This is a genomic window from Microbacterium oleivorans, from assembly GCF_013389665.1.
In the GTDB taxonomy this organism is placed as follows: Bacteria; Actinomycetota; Actinomycetes; order Actinomycetales; family Microbacteriaceae; genus Microbacterium; species Microbacterium oleivorans_C.
This window is the reverse complement of the sequence record NZ_CP058316.1, coordinates 2,599,050-2,616,187: the sequence shown is the minus strand read 5'-3', so window position 1 is coordinate 2,616,187 and position 17,138 is coordinate 2,599,050. Positions and strand designations below refer to the sequence as shown.

Genomic DNA, 17,138 nt, shown 5'->3' with positions numbered 1-17,138 from the left:
GTCTTCCGGCCTGAATCTGCCGCAAAAAGCTTGAATCTTTCGATATGCTGAAACAATGGCCGCATCCGGACTCCAGCTCGCGACCCTCGGTCACCGCATCCGTCATCACCGGGTCGCCCGGGGACTGACCCTCGACGAGCTCGGCGCTCAGGTCGGGGTCGCCGGCAGCCAGCTCAGCCTGATCGAGAACGGACGCCGCGAGCCCAAGCTCTCGCTGCTGCAGGCGATCGCATCCGCCACCGGCACCGACGTGACCGACCTGCTCTCGCCCGAGCCGCCGAACCGGCGGGCGGCGCTCGAACTGGAACTCGAGCGATCGCAGTCCAGTCCCGTCTTCCGTCGTCTCGGCATCGCGCCGATCAAGGCGGGCAAGACGATGACCGATGACACGCTCGAATCGGTCCTGGGCCTGCACCGCGAGCTGCAGCGGCGCGAGCGCGAGGCCATCGCCACCCCCGAGGAGGCGCGGCGCGCCAACACCGAGCTGCGCCTGCGCATGCGCGAGGCGGCGAACTACCTGCCCGAGATCGAGCGCCTGGCCGAGAAGCAGCTGAAGGCGGCGGGACACATCTCCGGCGCCCTCACGCACCGGACGGTGAGCATCATGGCCGAGCAGCTCGGCTTCGAGCTGCTGTACGTCACCGACCTGCCGCACTCGGCCCGTTCGGTCACCGACCTCGAGAACGGGCGCATCTATCTGCCGCCCGCCTCCATCCCCGGCGGGCACGGACTGCGGTCGATGGCCCTGCAGGCCATGGCGCACCGGCTGCTCGGACACACCCCGCCCAGCGACTACGCCGACTTCCTGCAGCAGCGTCTCGAGATCAACTACTACGCCGCATGCTGCCTCATGCCCGAGACGGCAGCCGTCGCCTTCCTCGCCCAGGCCAAGAAGGACCGGAACCTCGCCGTCGAGGACTTCCGCGACGCCTTCGGCGTCACACACGAGGCAGCGGCCATGCGGATGACCAACCTCATGACCACGCACCTCGGCATCCCGTTGCACTTCCTGCGGGTCGATGGCGCGGGCGCGATCACGCGCGCGTACGAGAACGACGGCCTGCCGCTCCCGATGGACGTCACCGGGAGCGTCGAGGGCCAGGTCGTCTGCCGCGCGTTCTCGGCACGCACCGCCTTCGAGGAGCAGAACCGCACCGTCGAGCACTACCAGTACACCGACACCCCCGCGGGAACCTTCTGGTGCTCGAGCCAGACCGGCACGACCGCCGAGGGCGAGTTCTCGATCACGGTGGGCGTTCCGTTCGACGACGCGCGATGGTTCCGCGGGCGCGAGACGCAGAAGCGTGCGGTGTCGACCTGCCCCGACGAGTCGTGCTGCCGGCGCGCCGACCCCGAGCTGACCACGAGGTGGCAGGGCAAGGCGTGGCCGAGCGCGCGGGTGCACATGCAGATGTTCTCGCCGCTGCCTCGCGGCGCCTTCCCCGGCGTCGACGACAACGAGGTCTACGCCTTCCTCGACCGCCACGCCGGGCGCTGAGCCGCGGCGCCGCCCCGTAACTCCTCGGATCCATGCCGGTGGCGGAGCGGATACGCCAAACAGCGCGGGTGCGCGTCAGCAGACGCGGCAGATCCGAGGACTCGGCGCGCCGCGGTCCGGGCCTCAGGAGGCGAGGAAGCGGGAGACCCGGGCGAGCGACGCGTCGATCGCGGATGCCGACACGCCGACGTCGGTCACGAGCACAGGCTCGGGTGGCAGATGGTGCCGTCCCGCGGCGACGGAGTGCCGCCAGGTGCCGATGACCCGCCCGCCCGACACGAGGACCGGCGCGACCTGGCCGTTCTGGGTGGGGCCGATCCGCGCGGCGAGGTCGGGTTCGCAGACGATCGTCCGGTCGGCGTAGGAGAGGTAGTACTCGTCGAAGGCCGGGAGGGCGACGACATCCTCTCCGGACGCGCGCGGGCCGACGACCGACGTTCGCACGGCGAACGATCCGACCTCGATCTCGACGACCCGGTCGCCCGCGGCTTCGGCCGCGCGCCGAGACGTCCCGATCGGCAGACCCGCCCACCAGCCGAAGTCCGTGATGCGAGCCGGTCCGTGCGAGCGGACGTAGCCCGCGAACACGTCGGCCAGCGGATCGTCGGGCATCCCGGCCGACGGCAGGTCGTCGACGGCGACGAGGAACTGGTCGCGGCTGACGCCGCCCTCGCGTGGCACGACCGGCCCCAGAGCGAGGACGCCGCGGACGGCGAGCGCTGAGAGGATGTGGTTGCCGCGCGAACCCGCGGGGTCGACGTCCGCCGCCCGCAGAACGTCGGCGAACTCCCCGCGGGTGAGCCGCCCGCCGGGCCGCAACGCCCGCCGGACGGCTCGTTCCGCCGCACGCAGCACCGCGTCGTCCACGCCGACCCGGCGCCAGATGCCGGCAGCCGCGCGCTCCTGCCGCTCGGCCGTCACCGCGAGCAGCCCCGGCAGGTCGACCGCGCGCACGATGTGCAGGGTGCCTCGCTGGGTCCACGAACGCACGAGCGTGCCGTCCTCGAACGCCGCATCCACGTCGCCGATGCGCGCGTCGCCGACGGTCCGCACGCCGAGCGCCCACCGACCGGACCAGAACTCCTGCGCCTGCACGGCGAGCATGTGGCCCGCGGCATCGGCCGGCGTCGGTGCGGGCGTGCTCAGCAGCTGCGACCGCAGGCGCTCCGTCGTGATCTCTTCCGGTCCCATCCGCCGATCCTGCCCCACCTCCTCCCCGCTTCGCAGCCCGGCCCCGCGCGGCCCGCGCGCGCCCGCCCCGAAAGTCCGGCATCGACCCGGAACGGACGGCCCCTACGCGGCCGAAGGGTCACTTCGCGAACGACGACGCGTAACACGGAGACCTCGGGCACCGCCCACGCGCGGGGCAGGCGAGAATGGATGCAGCCGCCGGTGACAGCACGCCGATGCGCGGCATCATCCGCACCCGGAGGTTCCCCGATGTCCCGCTCTCTCATCCGCGCCGCATCCGTCGGCGTCGCAGCGCTCGCGATCGTCCTCGCCGGCTGCTCGTCATCCCCCGCTCCGGCGGCATCCGGTGACGCCGCCTCCGGCCCCGCCGCCGAGGACTACGTCACGCCGGGCAAGTTCACCGTCGCGACCGGTGAGACCGCCTACGAGCCCTACGTCATCGACGACGACCCCGCGTCGGGCGAGGGGTTCGAGGCCGCCGTCGCCTACGCCGTCGCCGACAAGCTCGGCTTCGCCGCCGACGACGTCGAGTGGGTGCGCACGAGCTTCGAAGCCGCGATCGCCCCCGGACCCAAGAGCTTCGACGTCAACATCCAGCAGTACACCATCACCGACGAGCGCAAGCAGGGCGTCGACTTCTCGTCGCCGTACTACGCCGCGAGCCAGTCCATCGTCGCCCTGAAGGGCGGCGCAGCCGACGGCGTCACCGACATCGCGGGCCTGAAGGACCTCACGATCGGCGCGATGGCGAACTCGACCAGCGCACTCACCCTCGAGCAGGTGGTCGACCCGGACGTCGAACCGCGCCTGTACAACTCGAACGAGGATGCGACCGCCGCTCTCAGCGCCGGTCAGATCGACGCGATCGTCCTCGACACCCCCACGGCGTACGTCGCCGTGAACTTCTACATCGAGAACTCCTTCTTCGTCGGGGAGCTGCCCAAGGCCGGCATCGAGGACGAATGGGGCCTCCTGCTGGCGAAGGACTCGCCGCTCACCGGCGCCGTGACCGAGGCGGTCGACGAGCTGCGCGAGGACGGCACGCTCGCCGACCTCGAGACGGAGTGGCTGTCGGGGCTGACGGAGGGTGTGACGCTCCTCGAGTGAGGGCGCGCTAGCGTCTATCCGTGACCACCTCCACCCCGAGCGCGCTCGAACTCGAGCGCCGAGCGTATCGGCGCGGCCGCGAACGCCGGTCGGTGCTGATCGCGGTCGCCTCCACCCTCGCCTTCGCTGCCGTCGTCTGGCTCACGGTCATCAACACCGAGGGCTGGGCGACCGTCCAGCGGAGCTTCTTCGATCCTGCGATCGCCCTGCAGGCCCTCCCCGAGGTGTGGAAGGGCTTTCTGATCAACCTGCGGGTACTGGCGTTCTCGGTGGTCACGGTCGGCATCGCCGCCCTCGCGCTGGCGCTGCTGCGCACCCTGCGCGGACCGGTGTTCTTCCCCCTCCGCCTCATCGCCGCCGGGTACACCGATCTGTTCCGCGGTCTGCCGTTCATCATCGTGCTGTACCTGGTCGGATTCGGTCTGCCGACGATCCTGAACACCCGCATCGACCCGGTGGTGCTCGGTGTGCTCGCCATCACGCTCACCTACTCGGCGTACGTGGCCGAGGTCGTGCGCGCCGGGATCGAGTCGGTGCATCCCTCGCAGCGTCTCGCCGCCCGCGCCCTCGGGCTGAGCTACCCGCAGACCCTCCGCCGGGTCGTGCTCCCCCAGGCGCTGCGCAAGATGACGCCGCCGCTCATGAACGACTTCATCTCGATGCAGAAGGACGTGGGGCTGATCTCGATCCTCGCCGCCTTCGACGCGATCGCGGAGGCGAAGGGCGTCGTGGCCACGACCTACAACTTCACCCCCTACGTCGTGGCGGGCATCCTGTTCGTGCTCCTCGCGATCCCGACGATCCGCCTCACCGACTGGTACACCGCGCGGCTCCGCCGGCGCGAGCAGACGGGATCGATCCTGTGAGCGTCCCCGCGGGCGATGCCGCCGTCGACGTGCTGCGGGCCGACGGCATCCGGAAGTCCTTCGGCGAGAAGGAGGTGCTGCGCGGCGTCGACGTGACGCTCGCGCAGCACGAGGTCGTCGCCCTCATCGGCGCCAGCGGGTCGGGCAAGTCGACGCTGCTGCGCTGCCTCGGCCTGCTCGAGCCCATCGACGACGGGCAGATCCTGCTCGCGGGCGACGACATCTCCGACCCGCGGGTCGACGCGAACGCGGTGCGCGCGCGGCTGGGCGCGGTGTTCCAGAGCTACAACCTCTTCCCGCACCTCTCGGTGCTCGACAACGTCACCCTCGCCTCGCGGGTGGTCCACCGCGTTCCGCGCCGCGAGGCGGAGTCGCGTGCCCGCGAGCTGCTCGGGCGCATCGGGCTGGCGGACAAGGCCGGCGAGCATCCCGACCGGCTGTCGGGCGGGCAGCAGCAGCGTGCGGCCATCATCCGGGCGATCGCGACCGACCCCGAGGTGCTCCTGCTCGACGAGATCACCTCGGCGCTCGATCCCGAGCTCGTCGGAGAGGTGCTCGAACTCGTCCGCGATCTCGCCGTCGCCGGATCGACCATCCTGATGGCGACGCACGAGATGGCGTTCGCTCGGGATGTCGCCGACCGCGTCGTCTTCCTCGATCAGGGCGTCATCGTCGAGGAGGGCCCCTCGGCGCGGGTCTTCGGCGCGCCGCGCGAGCCGCGCACCCGCGCCTTCCTCTCGCGCTTCCTCCTCTGACCCGCGTCCGGGTGCGGGGGCGGCGCTCAGGCCGTCGCGCGCTCGGCGGCTTCGACGACGTTCGTCATCAGGAGGGCGACGGTCATCGGGCCCACGCCGCCCGGGTTCGGCGAGACGAAGCCCGCCACGTCGGCGACGTCGGGGGCGATGTCGCCGTAGACCTTCGACTTGCCGGTCTCGGGGTCGTGCTCGCGGGTGACGCCCACGTCGAGCACGGCCGCGCCGGGCTTGACGTCGGCCGCCGTGACGAGGTGCTTCACTCCCGCCGCGCCCACGATGACGTCTGCCTCGCGCAGGTGGGCACCGAGGTCGGTGGTGCCGGTGTGGGTGAGCGTCACGGTGGCGTTGATCTCGCGGCGGGTCAGCAGCAGTCCGATCGAACGGCCGATCGTGACCCCCCGCCCCACGACGACGACGTTCTTGCCCGCGAGGTCGTAGCCGCTGCGCTGCAGCAGCTCGATCACGGCCCGCGGCGTGCACGGCAGCGGGGTGGTGATGGGGTCGTTGACGTTGAGCACGAGACGCCCGAGGTTGACGGGGTGCAGGCCGTCGGCATCCTTCGCGGGGTCGATGCGCTCGAGGATGCGGTCGGTGTCGAGGTGCTTCGGCAGGGGCAGCTGCACGATGTACCCGTGGCACGTCGGGTCGGCGTTGAGGCGGTCGATGGCCTCCTCGACCTGCTGCTGGGTGGCATCGGCGGGCAGCTCGACCTGGATCGAGTTCATGCCGATCGCCTCGGACTCTCGGTGCTTCATGCCGACGTAGAGCTGGGATGCCGGGTCGGCGCCGACCAGCACGGTGGCGATACCGGGGGTGACTCCTCGCGCGCGCAGCGTCGCCACGCGCTCGGCCAGTTCGGTCTTGATCGCAGCGGCGGTGGCCCGCCCGTCGAGCTTCTGCGCGGTCATGTCGTTCTCCGTTCGCGAGGATCGCGGCCGCCGAGAACGCCGGTTCCGGGCGAGAACGCACCGTGCGGGGTGCGTTCTCGCCCGGCCGGTGCGTTCTCGGCGCCGGCGAAAGGGCAGGGGCGGGGTTACTGCTGCAGGCCGGGGTACAGGGGGAAGGCCTCGGCGAGGGTCGCGACGCGGGTGCGCAGGGCCTCGAGGTCGGCGCCGGGCTGCAGTGCCAGCGCGATGACATCGGCTACCTCGGTGAACTCGGCGTCGCCGAATCCGCGGGTCGCCAGGGCCGGGGTGCCGATGCGCAGGCCGGAGGTGACCATCGGCGGGCGCGGGTCGTTGGGCACCGCGTTGCGGTTGACGGTGATGCGGATCTCGTGCAGGAGGTCTTCGGCCTGCTTGCCGTCGAGCTCGGCGTCGCGCAGGTCGACGAGCACGAGGTGCACGTCGGTTCCGCCCGAGCGCACCGCGACACCGGCGGCGCTGACGTCGGCCTGCATCAGACGCTCGGCGATGATCGCGGCGCCGCGGACGGTGCGCTCCTGTCGCTCCGCGAACTCGGGGGTCGCGGCGAGCTTGAACGCCGTGGCCTTAGCCGCGATGACGTGCATGAGCGGACCGCCCTGCTGTCCGGGGAAGACGGCGGTGTTGATCTTCTTGGCGAGGTCGGCGTCGTTGGTGAGGATGATGCCCGACCGCGGGCCGCCGATGGTCTTGTGCACCGTCGACGACACGACGTGGGCGTGGGGCACGGGCGACGGGTGCACACCGGCGGCCACGAGACCGGCGAAGTGCGCCATGTCGACCCAGAGGTAGGCGCCGACCTCGTCGGCGATCGCGCGGAACGCGGCGAAGTCGAGCTGGCGGGGGTAGGCCGACCAGCCGGCGATGATGACCTTCGGCTTGTGCTCGAGGGCGAGACGGCGCACCTCGTCCATGTCGATCAGCGAGGTCTCGGGGTCGACCCCGTAGGCGACGATGTCGTACAGACGGCCCGAGAAATTGATCTTCATGCCGTGGGTCAGGTGCCCGCCGTGATCGAGCGAGAGACCCAGCAGCGTGTCGCCGGGGCGCGCGATCGCGTGCAGCACGGCCGCGTTGGCCGTGGCGCCGGAGTGGGGCTGGACGTTGGCGAACCCGGCACCGAAGAGCGACTTGGCCCGTTCGATCGCGAGCTCCTCGGCGACATCGACCTCTTCGCAGCCACCGTAATAGCGACGTCCGGGGTACCCCTCGGCGTACTTGTTGGTGAGCACCGAGCCCTGCGACTGCAGCACCGAGACGGGGACGAAGTTCTCGGAGGCGATCATCTCGAGGTAGCCGCGCTGGCGGTCGAGCTCGCGCTCGAGCACCTGGGCGATCTCGGGATCGACCTCGGAGAGTGGGGCGTTGAAGTACGAATCGGTCATGACGATCTCCAGACGACGGCTTTCGGGACGGATCTAACGAGCAGAGAGGTTCCACATCGGCCCAGGCGCGCGGTCGAATGCCGTGTCGGTCGCTCCCCGGTGGTGACCCACCTCAACGCCAGTCGCGACGCGTCGAGCATAACGGATGCTGCGCTGGTACGCTGGCCCGACAAGTTTGTTAGGTCTCCTTACAGATGGGTGCGTCATGATGTCGCTGCCGCTGGTGCCGCTGCCCGCCTCCACCGTCCGCGGGGACGCAGCGCCCTTCGCACTCTCGCCCGCGGTGCGCATCACCGGCGACGCCCGTTCGGCGGGTGCGCTCCGCCGTCTCGTCGTCACCCGCACCGGTGTGCACCTCGTGGATGCGAGCACTCCGAGCGCGCCCAGCGCGCCGAGCACCGGCCCCGCCGGCGCGGCAACCGCACCCGCGCCCATCGCCGACGCCGCCGGCCCGGGGATCGAGCTGTCCGTCGACGGCAAGGGGCGGCCCGAGTCCTACCGGCTGCGCGTCGACGGCGACGGTGTCGTCGTGCGCGCCGCCGACGCGGCAGGGCTCTTCTACGGCGTGCAGACCATCGGCCAGCTGATCGTCCGCGCCGGCGACGGGTGGGCGGTGTCCGCGGTGAGCATCGACGACGCGCCCCGCTTCGCCTATCGCGGCGTCATGCTCGACGTCGCTCGACACTTCCACGACGTGGCGACCGTGACCGCCTTCCTCGAGCGGGCCGCGAGCCTGAAGTTCAACGTGCTGCATCTGCATCTGAGCGACGACCAGGGCTGGCGCCTGCAGTCCGCGCGGCGCCCCGAGCTCACCGCGCAGAGCGCCGCGAATGCGGTCGCCGGCGACCCGGGCGGGTTCTTCACCCACGACGACTACCGCGCGATCATCGCGCACGCCGCCGATCATCACATGACCGTGGTGCCCGAGTTCGACATGCCCGGACACACCCACGCCGTCAGCCTCGCCTACCCCGAGGTGGTCGCCGAGCCGGCCCTCGAGGGTTGGGACCCGGCGGGGGGCGAGCCCCCTGTCGCCGGGGAGCCCTACACCGGCATCGGGGTCGGATTCTCGTCCCTGCGGATCGGAGACCCGGCCACCGACGCGTTCGTCGACGACGTCATCACCGAGCTCGCCGGGCTCACCCCCGGCCCCTATCTGCACTTCGGCGGCGACGAGGCGTTCGGCACACCGGCCGATGCCTACGCGGCGTTCGTCGCCCGCACCTCCGCCGCCATCGCACGACTCGGCAAGACCCCGATCGCGTGGCACGAGGCGGGCGCCGCGAGCGACCTCGCACCCGGCACGATCGGGCAGTACTGGAGCTTCGTCTCCCCCGCCGAGGGCGCCGCCGAGAAGGCGCGCGCCTTCGTCGACCGCGGCGGCCGCCTGATCCTCTCCCCCGCCGACGCGGTCTACCTCGACATGAAGCCCGACGCGTCGGCACCGCTCGGACTCACCTGGGCGGGGGGCCCGACGAGCCTCGAGCGCGCGTACTCCTGGGAGCCGCTCGACGTGGTCCCGGGCCTGTCCGAGGCCGACATCCTCGGGGTCGAGGCGCCGCTGTGGAGTGAGACGGTGCGCGACCTCGACGACATCGACGCGCTCGCCTTCCCGCGCATCGCCGCTGCGGCGGAGGCGGCCTGGTCCGCGCCGACGGGAACCACGGACGAGCGCAGCTGGGCGTCGTTCCGGGCCCGGGTGGGCGGCCTCGGGCCGCTGTGGACGACCCTGGGCATCCGCTTCCCCGCTTCCCGAGAGGTCCCATGGACGATCTGACCCGCCTCATCCACTCCGCACGCCTCGTCGACGAAGGTGTCGAGGCGGCCCGCGCCTGGCTTCTCGTCGAGCGCGGTCGGGTGGCCGAGCGCGGCGTCGGTGAGACGTGGCGCGATGCCGCTACCCGCGCCGACGAGATCGTCGACGCCGAGGATGTCGCCGGCCCCGGCGCCGTCCTCACTCCTGGGTTCATCGACATCCACGGTCACGGCGGGGGCGGGGCCGCCCATGACGACGGCATCGAGGCGATCCGCGCGGCCCGCGAGCTGCACCGCGCCCATGGCACGACGCGGTCGATCATCTCGCTGGTCACGGCCGGCATCGACGACCTCGCCGACCGGGTCGCGCGGATCGCCGACCTCGTCGAGACGGACGCCGCCGTCCTCGGCTCGCACCTCGAGGGCCCCTTCCTCGACCCCGGGCACCACGGCGCCCACGACCCCGGCCTGCTGATCGAGCCGACGCCCGCCGCCGTGGAGCGACTGCTCGAGGCCGGTCGCGGCACCGTGCGCCAGATCACCATCGCTCCTGAGCTGCCCGGCGCCCTCGCCGCGATCGAGCGCGTCGCCGGAGCGGGCGCGGCCGCCGCCGTGGGGCACACCGATGCCGATGCCGACATCGCGCGCCGGGCGTTCGATGCCGGCGCCACGATCCTCACCCACGCGTTCAACGCGATGCGGGGGCTCCACCACCGCGCGCCCGGCCCCATCGGCGCGGCCACCGGCGATGAGCGGGTGACCCTCGAGGTGATCGCCGACGGCGTGCACCTGGATCCCGAGATCGTGCGCATCGCCTTCGCCGCGGCACCGGGGCGCATCGCCCTCGTGACCGACGCGATGGCCGCGGCGGGCTCCGCCGACGGCGCCTACCTGCTCGGCGCGCTCGAGGTCCGCGTCGACGACGGCGTCGCGCGTCTGGCGGACGGGACGATCGCCGGATCGACCCTGACCCAGGATGCCGCGCTGCGCACCGCGGTCGCGTCGGGCATCGCTCTGACCGACGCGGTCGTCGCGCTCACGACCACGCCCGCGCGCGCGATCGGTCGTCACGACCTCGGCACGCTCGCGGTGGGCTCTCCCGCCGACGCGGTCCTGCTCGACCGCGAGCTGCGCGTGCATCGGGTGTGGACCGGGCGGGTCTGACACCGGTCGACGGGCCGCGGCGGAACGCGCAGCGGGCCCTCTCCCGGGCGCTGCGCCACGGGTGGACGCTTAGAATCGGAGGCATGTCCGATCTGCCGCACGTGCGCCCAGCCCAGCCCGAAGCGCCGCAGCAGGCGCCCGGAACGCGGCCGGCTCTGTCGGCGATCGACCTGCTCGCCTTCGCCTGTCAGCTCTTCGCTTTCGCGACCTTCGCGATCTGGGGCTTCGCCGCCTGGGACTTCCCGCTCAACGTCGTCGCGGGCATCGGCGCTCCCATCGTCGCGATCCTGCTGTGGGCGCTGTTCGTGTCGCCGCGAGCGGTGCTGATCGTGCATCCCTTCGTCCGCGCGCTCGTCGAGCTTCTCGTCTACGCCTCGGCGACGATCGCCTGGTGGAGCATGGGCCACGCCTGGATCGGACTCGTCTTCGGCGCGGTCGCCGTGACGTTCGGCGTGCTCTCGGGGCGGCGGCGCCTGGCATGACGGCCGACGTCGTCGCGCGCCTGCGGGCCGAGCTCGGTGATCGCGTCGACGAGTCGGAGACCGTGCTCGCCGCAGCGCGCGCCGACAAGTCGGGCCACGCGGCATCCGGCCGGCCGCTCGCGGTCGTCACGGCACGGTCGGTCGAGGACGTGCAGGCGACGATGCGCATCGCCTCCGAGACGGGCACGCCCGTCGTGCCGCGCGGCGCCGGCACCGGGCTCGCCGGCGGCGCCAACACGGGTGCCGGTGAGATCGGGCTGTCGCTGCGCGCGATGGATCGCATCGTCGAGGTGCGTCCCGACGATCTCATCGCCGTCGTCGAGCCCGGCATCCTCAACGCCGACCTGAACGCCGCCCTCGCACCGCACGGCCTGTGGTGGGCTCCCGATCCCGCCAGCCGCGACATCTCGACCGTCGGCGGCAACATCGCCACCGGCGCCGGCGGCCTGCTGTGCGCCAAGTACGGGGTCGTCCGCGACGCCGTCCTCGGCCTCGACCTCGTTCTGGCCGACGGTCGGCTGATGCGGCTCGGACACCGCACGGTGAAGGGCGTGACCGGCCTCGACCTCACCTCTCTCGTGATCGGCTCGGAGGGGATCCTCGGCGTCGTCGTCGCGGCGACGCTCAAGCTCCGGCGGCTGGTGCCGGGCGAGGCGCGGACGATCGCCGCCACGTTCGGGGACGTGCGTGCGGCGGCGACGGCCGCCTCGGCGGTGACCGCCGCGGGCATCCAGCCGGCGATCATGGAGCTGATGGACGCGACATCGCTCGCGGCATCCCACCGCCTGCTCGGGCTGCCCGACCCGACGCCGGGTGCCGCGCAGCTGACGGTCCAGACCGACGGCGCGGCAGCCACCGCCGAGGCCGAGGCGATCCTCGACGTGCTGGCCGAGGCGGGCGGGACCGCTCGCCTGGCCGTCGACGACGCCGAGGCGCAGCAGCTGTGGACCGTGCGCCGCTCGATGCACCCGGCGATGGAGAGCCTGGGCACGACGCTCATCGAGGACGTCTCGGTTCCCCGCAGCGCGCTGCCTGCGATGTTCGACGAGATCGCCCGCATCGAGGAACGCTTCGGGCTGACCATCCCCACCGTCTGCCACGCCGGCGACGGCAATCTGCATCCGAACTTCGTCTTCCCCGGTCCCGAGGTCCCCGAGGTGGTGTGGGAGGCGGCGGAGGACCTGTTCCAGTCGGCGCTGTGTCTGGGCGGAACCCTCACCGGCGAGCATGGCGTGGGCATCCTCAAGCGGCGATGGCTCGCCGCCGAGCTGGGCGAGGATCAGTGGGAGCTGCAGCGTCGCATCGCGCGGGTGTTCGACCCGGCGGGCATCCTCAACCCGGGCAAGGTGTTCGCACCGTGACACCCGCGACGCCGGAGTCCCCGACCGACCGGGTCGTGCACGTCAGCGCGGCGGTCGTGACCGATGGCGCGGGGCGCACGCTCCTCGTCCGCAAGCGCGGCACCGAGCGGTTCATGGCCCCCGGGGGCAAGCCGGAGCCGGGAGAGTCGGCCGCGCAAGCTCTCGCCCGAGAGCTGCACGAGGAGCTCGGGGTGGTCGTCTCACCCGCGGATCTGGCCTACCTCGGCCGGTTCGAGTCGGATGCCGCGAACGAGCCCGGGTTCCGCGTCCTCGCCGAGGCCTTCGCCCTCACGCTCGATCCGCGCTCGGTGAGCGCTGCGGCCGAGATCGCCGAGGCCCGGTGGCTGACCCCCGACGAGGCCGCCGCGCTGCCGCTGGCCCCGCTCAGCACCGAGCACCTGCTCCCCCTCACCTGGGGCTGACCGTTCGGGCCGCGGGATGCCGCGATGCCGACAGCGCCGCGCCGAGCGCGCCGACGGCGGTCCCCGGCGGGACGAGCACGACGCGCTCGTCCAGACGCAGCGAGCCGAGGAACGGCGATGAGGCGGACGCCGCGGCGAGGGTCGTTCGCACCGGATCGAGCAGTCGGACCCCGAGAGATGCCACGCCACCGCCGAGCGCGACCAGGTCGACGTCGGTGGCCAGTACGAGCAGCCGGACGGCGGCGGCCACCCCCCGCACGAGGTCGTCACGCAGAAGCAGGGCGCGGGGATCGCCGGCATCCGCGGCATCCATGACGGCGAGTACGGGCAGGGCATCGTCTCGACCCCACCGCTCGGCCAGCGCGCCACCCCCCGCGAGCGCCTCGATGCAGCCCCGCTGGCCGCACCGGCAGAGCGGGCCGGCGGGGTCGATCGGAACGTGGCCGATCTCGCCGGCCGCACCCCGCGATCCGCGCCACGGGCCGCGCGCGTCGACGATGCCCGCCCCGATCCCGGTGCCGAGGTTCAGGTAGGCGAGCGAGTCCCCGGTGGGCAGCAGCGCCCGGGCACCGACGGCGGCCATCCGGACGTCGTTGTCGACGACCGGGCGGATGCCGGTGCGCTCGACGATCGCGGCCGCGAGGTCGGCGCGACCGATGCCGAGGTTCAGCGCGTGCTCGACCACCCCGCTTCCCGGCGCGATCTGGCCGGGCACTCCGATGCCCACGGCAGCGCCGGCACCGGGACCGACGAGCTCATCGATGACGGCCGCGATGCCGTCCGCGACGGCATCCTCACCCCAGCCGGTCGCGCGACGCACGCGCGCGATCTGGTGGCCGTCCTCGTCGACGGCGATGCCGAGGATTTTGGTGCCCCCGACATCTATCCCGATACGGCGGGTCACCCCTTCACGGCTCCCGAGACGAGCCCGCCCGACATCCGCCCCTGCACGATGAGGAAGAAGACGACCACCGGGATCGAGATGAGCGTGGATGCCGCCATGACCGCGCCCCAGTTGGTCGCGGCGGTCGCGGACTGGAACGACAGCAGCCACGGCGGCAGGGTGAGGTTGTAGCCGCGCATGAGCAGCAGGGCCATGGTGAACTCGTTCCAGGACTGGATGAAGGCGAAGATGCCGGTCGCGACGAGTCCCGGCGCGAGCAGGGGGAAGGTGACCTTCCAGAACGCCTGGGTGCGCGTGCAGCCGTCGATCATGGCCGCCTCCTCGAGGTCGACGGGGACGCCCGCCACGAAGCCGCGCAGCGTCCAGATCGTGAACGGGATGACAGCGGCGACGTAGACGATGCCGAGGCCGATGAGGGTGTTCATGAGGCGCCAGTCGTCGATCATGCCGTAGATGGTGAACATCATCGCTTCGCCGGGGATCATCTGCACGATGAGCACCGCGACGATGAACGTCCGGCGACCCCGGAACCGGATGCGGGCCACGGCGATCGACGCGAGGAAGGCGAGCACGAGCGTGACGACCAGGACGCCCACCGTCACGAGGGACGATGAGAGGAGTCCGTGCAGGAAGTCGGTCTGTCCGGGTGCCGCCTCCCGCGTCCAGGCTGTGGCGTAGTTGCCGAGGGTGAAGTCGAAGGGCAGGAAGCTGGGCGTGCGGCTGATGATGCTCTCGCCTCGCGTGAACGACATGTTCAGCATCCAGTAGACCGGGAACACCGAGCAGACGAAGACCACGAGCGCAGCGAGGTTCAGCGACGCGCGGGAGACCAGCCGACGACGCGGCGGTCGGCGCGCCGCGAGGGAGCCCGGTCGTGGGCGCTTCGCGCGCCCCACCTCTCCGACGACCTCGTCGACGCCGACCGTGCCGAGCTGGGTGGCGGGGGTGACCTGAGCGCTCACAGCTCCTCCTCCTTGAGAGTGGTGCGGATGTAGCCCCACGAGAGCGTCAGCAGAAGGATCACCATGAGCACGCCGATCGCGCTGGTGACGCCGAACTCGCCGGGACCCTGCCGGAAGATGTAGGTGCCGAGCACGTTCGTCTCGGAGACGAGCCCGCCCCGCTGCTGCAGGGCGTAGACCTGCGTGAAGATGCGGAGGTTCCAGATGACCTGCAGCACCACCACGACGGTGACCACGTTGCGGAGGTAGGGGAACACCACGAGCCGGAACCGCTGCCAGCCGACGGCGCCGTCGAGGGATGCCGCTTCGAGCACCTCGCCGGGAACCTGCCCGAGAGCCGCGTAGAGCGTGAAGGCCGCGAACGGCACGCCCTGCCAGACGACGATGATGGTGAGCACCAGGAAGAACGACCAGGGATTGGCCAGCCAGGAGTGATTCGTCCAGGCGGAACCGCCGGTGACGGTGTTGAGCGCCCAGTTGACCACGCCGTACTGCGAGTCGAAGATCCATCCCCAGACCGTGGTGGCCGCCAGCGGCGGCATCGCCCAGGCCAGCAGCAGCCCGAGCGAGACGAGGATCCGCCAGCCCCGACGCAGCCGGGTCATCAGGACGGCGACGAGCGCACCGAGGCCGACGATGAGCACGGTCATCGTCAGCATCAGCCCGAGACTGCGCACGAGCACGGCGGGGAAGTCGGACTGCGTGAAGACCTCGATGTAGTTCTCGAACCCGACGAGGTCGGGAAGGGTGCCCTGCACCTTGTTGCGGATGGAGTAGTCGGTGAAGGACTGCACGAGCATCAGCACCGCGGGGTACCCCACCATCACCCCGAGGATGATCAGCGAGGGGCCGAGCAGCGTCAGGGCCCCGCCGTTGTCACGGCGCCGCCGTGATCTCTCCCGAGCACTCCGCGCGTGCTGGTCGACGGGGCGCTCCTGCCGCGGGCCCCGTGTGAGGACGTCTGTCATCGTCCTGCCCTCTCTGCGTCGACGTGCGGGGCGCGGGGTGATGACCCCGCGCCCCGCACGATCCGCTACTTGTTGAGGATCGATTCGATCTGGCTGTCGAGCTCGGTCGCGATCGCCGTGACGTCGCCGCCCTGGGCGATCTTCACGAGCGCGTCCTTGATGACACCGGAGGACTCGACCTCGGACCAGTTCGGGCTCGCGGGCACGGCCTTGGACGACGCGACCGCCTTGGCGGCCTCGGCCGTGATCTCGTCGTGGGGCAGGTACTGCGCGAACGAGGTGAGCGCGGGGATGAGCCCGTTCTCGGCCAGGATCTTCTGGTAGCCCTCCGAGAGGATGATCTGCAGGGCGGCCTCTGCTTTGTCGGGTGCGTTCGACTTGGCGGCGACGGCGATGTTCGAGCCTCCCGCGAACACGGGCGCGACCTCGCCCGCGGTCATCCCGGGCAGGGCGAACGCGCGGAGATCCGCGCCGGCGGTCTCGGGGCATCCGGGAGCCGTGTCGGCGTCGGACGGCGCGAGGATCGACCACTTCACCCACGCCGGTGCCGAGAGGAACCCGACCTCCCCGGCGCAGAACGGCACCTGCGGGTCGGTCTCGTCCGCGTCGGCCGGGGCGATCGTGGCGCTCTCGTAGACGTCCTGCAGCATCTCGAGCCCTGCGATGCCGCCGGCGCTCGAGAACCCGCCCGTCCACGTATCGCCGTCCTGGGTGGCGATCTCGCCGCCGTTCGCCCAGACGTAGGGCAGTGCGTTGTACCAGTCCTTGCCGGGCGCGTAGATGCCCGACTTCGTCGGAGTCGTCGACGCGATCCCCGCCGCGACGTACTCCTCGAGCGTCGCGGGCACGGCGCCGGCGTACGACGACGGCGAGTAGAAGACGATGCGCGACCCGGCGTAGTAGGGCGCCGCGTACAGCGTGCCGTCCTCGGAGCCGAGCTCGACGAAGCTCTGCAGCAGCTCATCGCCGCCGAGGTCGGCCTCGAGATCCGAGAGGTCGGCGAACAGTCCCTGGGCGATGAACCCGGGTGACTGGGTGTTGCCCACCTCGACGAGGTCGGGAGCATCGTTCGACGACAGGGCGGCGACGTAGTTGTCGGCGGTGTCGGCCCATGTCTTCTCCTCGATCGTGAGTGTCCAGCCGTCGTTCTCGGCTTCGAACGTCTCTTTGAGGTAGTCGCGGGCGTCCTGCGGGGTGTCGGTGCCGACCAGCCAGACGGTCAGGTCGCCGGTCTCCTCGGCCTGTCCGGCTCCGTCGCTGGCGCAGCCGGCGAGCAGGATGGCGGAGACACCGAGGAGCGACAGTGCTCCGAGGCTCTTCTTCATGGTGGGTTCCTTCTTCTCTGGGTGTCGACGAGTCGGATGGCTCGTCCGAGATGGGGCGGTGGAGCTGTGG

16 protein-coding genes and 1 riboswitch are annotated in these 17,138 nt (G+C 71.6%); of the genes, 9 read left to right on the top strand and 7 right to left on the bottom strand.

Annotation, left to right across the window (positions count from 1 at the left end):
• The first annotated feature begins 55 nt into the window (after positions 1–55).
• On the top strand, positions 56–1,498 hold the full coding sequence (locus tag HW566_RS12385) for an XRE family transcriptional regulator (RefSeq protein ID WP_178013297.1): 1,443 nt from the start codon (positions 56–58) through the stop codon (positions 1,496–1,498).
• 123 nt (positions 1,499–1,621) lie between these two features.
• Here the strand turns inward: HW566_RS12385 and HW566_RS12380 are convergent, their stop codons facing one another.
• Complete coding sequence (locus HW566_RS12380) at positions 1,622–2,689, bottom strand: winged helix DNA-binding domain-containing protein (protein WP_178013295.1); 1,068 nt, start codon at positions 2,687–2,689, stop codon at positions 1,622–1,624.
• A gap of 249 nt (positions 2,690–2,938) precedes the next feature.
• Here HW566_RS12380 and HW566_RS12375 point away from each other — a divergent pair, with 249 nt between their 5' ends.
• Genes HW566_RS12375 through HW566_RS12365 form a run of 3 tightly spaced genes read left to right on the top strand, consistent with a single transcriptional unit; the run spans position 2,939 to position 5,417 of the window.
• Positions 2,939–3,796 (top strand): ABC transporter substrate-binding protein, encoded by an 858-nt coding sequence (locus HW566_RS12375; protein WP_178013293.1) that lies wholly within the window; start codon positions 2,939–2,941, stop codon positions 3,794–3,796.
• 20 nt (positions 3,797–3,816) lie between these two features.
• On the top strand, positions 3,817–4,662 hold the full coding sequence (locus HW566_RS12370) for an amino acid ABC transporter permease (RefSeq protein WP_178013292.1): 846 nt from the start codon (positions 3,817–3,819) through the stop codon (positions 4,660–4,662).
• Positions 4,659–5,417, top strand: coding sequence for an amino acid ABC transporter ATP-binding protein (locus HW566_RS12365; protein ID WP_306171775.1), 759 nt, complete (start codon positions 4,659–4,661; stop codon positions 5,415–5,417). Before HW566_RS12370 ends, HW566_RS12365 begins: the two co-directional genes overlap by 4 nt.
• A 26-nt stretch (positions 5,418–5,443) precedes the next feature.
• Here HW566_RS12365 and HW566_RS12360 read toward each other — a convergent pair whose 3' ends face one another.
• Positions 5,444–6,325, bottom strand: a complete 882-nt coding sequence (locus HW566_RS12360; protein WP_178013290.1) for a bifunctional methylenetetrahydrofolate dehydrogenase/methenyltetrahydrofolate cyclohydrolase — start codon at positions 6,323–6,325, stop codon at positions 5,444–5,446.
• Between the two features lie 125 nt (positions 6,326–6,450).
• A complete protein-coding gene (glyA, locus tag HW566_RS12355) occupies positions 6,451–7,725 on the bottom strand; it encodes a serine hydroxymethyltransferase (RefSeq protein ID WP_178013288.1) in 1,275 nt (424 codons plus the stop codon).
• 52 nt (positions 7,726–7,777) lie between these two features.
• Positions 7,778–7,861: riboswitch (ZMP/ZTP riboswitch) on the bottom strand.
• Positions 7,862–7,930: 69 nt separating this feature from the next.
• Here glyA and HW566_RS12350 point away from each other — a divergent pair.
• The 5 genes from HW566_RS12350 to HW566_RS12330 all read left to right on the top strand — a co-directional run bounded on the left by HW566_RS12350 (position 7,931) and on the right by HW566_RS12330 (position 12,909).
• Positions 7,931–9,502 carry a family 20 glycosylhydrolase gene (locus tag HW566_RS12350; RefSeq protein WP_256728707.1) on the top strand — a complete coding sequence of 524 codons (1,572 nt, stop codon included), beginning with the start codon at positions 7,931–7,933 and terminating at the stop codon, positions 9,500–9,502.
• Positions 9,490–10,644: an N-acetylglucosamine-6-phosphate deacetylase gene (nagA, locus tag HW566_RS12345; protein ID WP_178013286.1), complete on the top strand. Its 1,155-nt coding sequence runs from the start codon at positions 9,490–9,492 to the stop codon at positions 10,642–10,644. Before HW566_RS12350 ends, nagA begins: the two co-directional genes overlap by 13 nt.
• Before the next feature lie 83 nt (positions 10,645–10,727).
• Entirely contained in the window at positions 10,728–11,126 is a 399-nt protein-coding gene (locus tag HW566_RS12340) for a YrdB family protein (protein ID WP_178013284.1), read from the top strand.
• The gene (locus HW566_RS12335; protein ID WP_178013283.1) at positions 11,123–12,487 is read left to right on the top strand and encodes an FAD-binding oxidoreductase; all 1,365 of its coding nucleotides are present in this window, start codon (positions 11,123–11,125) and stop codon (positions 12,485–12,487) included. The genes HW566_RS12340 and HW566_RS12335 overlap by 4 nt, the downstream gene beginning before the upstream one ends.
• Positions 12,484–12,909: an NUDIX hydrolase gene (locus HW566_RS12330; RefSeq protein ID WP_256728706.1), complete on the top strand. Its 426-nt coding sequence runs from the start codon at positions 12,484–12,486 to the stop codon at positions 12,907–12,909. Before HW566_RS12335 ends, HW566_RS12330 begins: the two co-directional genes overlap by 4 nt.
• Here HW566_RS12330 and HW566_RS12325 read toward each other — a convergent pair.
• The 4 genes from HW566_RS12325 to HW566_RS12310 all read right to left on the bottom strand — a co-directional run bounded on the left by HW566_RS12325 (position 12,896) and on the right by HW566_RS12310 (position 17,068).
• Positions 12,896–13,813, bottom strand: a complete 918-nt coding sequence (locus HW566_RS12325) for an ROK family protein (protein ID WP_256728705.1) — start codon at positions 13,811–13,813, stop codon at positions 12,896–12,898. The two genes, HW566_RS12330 and HW566_RS12325, sit on opposite strands and share 14 nt — an antisense overlap.
• Positions 13,810–14,775, bottom strand: a complete 966-nt coding sequence (locus tag HW566_RS12320) for a carbohydrate ABC transporter permease (protein ID WP_178013279.1) — start codon at positions 14,773–14,775, stop codon at positions 13,810–13,812. The genes HW566_RS12325 and HW566_RS12320 overlap by 4 nt, the downstream gene beginning before the upstream one ends.
• Positions 14,772–15,743, bottom strand: coding sequence for a carbohydrate ABC transporter permease (locus tag HW566_RS12315; protein WP_178013277.1), 972 nt, complete (start codon positions 15,741–15,743; stop codon positions 14,772–14,774). Before HW566_RS12315 ends, HW566_RS12320 begins: the two co-directional genes overlap by 4 nt.
• 65 nt (positions 15,744–15,808) lie before the next feature.
• On the bottom strand, positions 15,809–17,068 hold the full coding sequence (locus tag HW566_RS12310) for an extracellular solute-binding protein (RefSeq protein WP_178013275.1): 1,260 nt from the start codon (positions 17,066–17,068) through the stop codon (positions 15,809–15,811).
• Positions 17,069–17,138: the final 70 nt, after the last annotated feature.